Genomic DNA, 701 nt, shown 5'->3' on the forward strand with positions numbered 1-701 from the left:
AGATCCTTTATCGCCTTTGCGTCAAAATCCGTCTTGCGCTCCACAAGTGACTCGTAGGCTGAGTTTATTGCCAGCAACAGCTTGTCAATCTTGGCGTTCACTTCCACAGCCTCCTTGCTCTTGCCGTCAAGTCTGCTCTCACGTGGATTCCATAACTTTGGCGTACATGACAACTTGCAACCGAACTGCGCCATTGTTCGGTTGAGGGTGATGCGTCCCATGATGGGAGCCTTACCGTTCTTGTCCAATCCGCTCTTTTTAAGGTAGAGCAGCACCTTGAATTTTTCAACTTTCATCTGCTTACTTTTTTAGTTTGCAAAAATAATCAATCAGTAAGCATTCTCCGTTATTGAAAGTTGTGCAGAACGGTGCAACAAACACTGGTGACAAACTATTTGTTTTTCACCACGTTAGCAGTGCAGGTTTCGGTAACTGACCGCTAACGGTTTGGTAACTGAAATAACTCAATATCCTGCTCGGCTTTGCTTTGCAGCCAATTGGCAGAATTATGAAATATTGCTCATTCTCAACCACTTGCAGTTCATTTCTCTCATCTTCACTTTCCGTTGCTTTTGCTTAAATTGTGCACCTGGCACGTCACACGTTTGCTACGACCACCACTCTGGCTAAAGGTGTGCCGATTGAAACGGTGTCGAAAATGCTGGGGCATACGAACATTGAAACGACGCAAATCTATGCCC

1 protein-coding gene and 1 pseudogene are annotated in these 701 nt (G+C 45.2%); one reads left to right on the top strand and one right to left on the bottom strand.

The window, feature by feature from the left end:
• A partial coding sequence (locus WKT20_RS18130; protein WP_340417875.1) for an Arm DNA-binding domain-containing protein occupies window positions 1-296 on the bottom strand: 296 nt, incomplete at its 3' end.
• A gap of 290 nt (window positions 297-586) precedes the next feature.
• Here WKT20_RS18130 and WKT20_RS18135 point away from each other — a divergent pair.
• A pseudogene (locus WKT20_RS18135) lies at window positions 587-701 on the top strand (tyrosine-type recombinase/integrase); the annotation flags it as partial.

The organism is Phocaeicola sp. ICN-14070 (assembly GCF_037892625.1).
Taxonomy (GTDB): domain Bacteria; phylum Bacteroidota; class Bacteroidia; order Bacteroidales; family Bacteroidaceae; genus Phocaeicola; species Phocaeicola plebeius.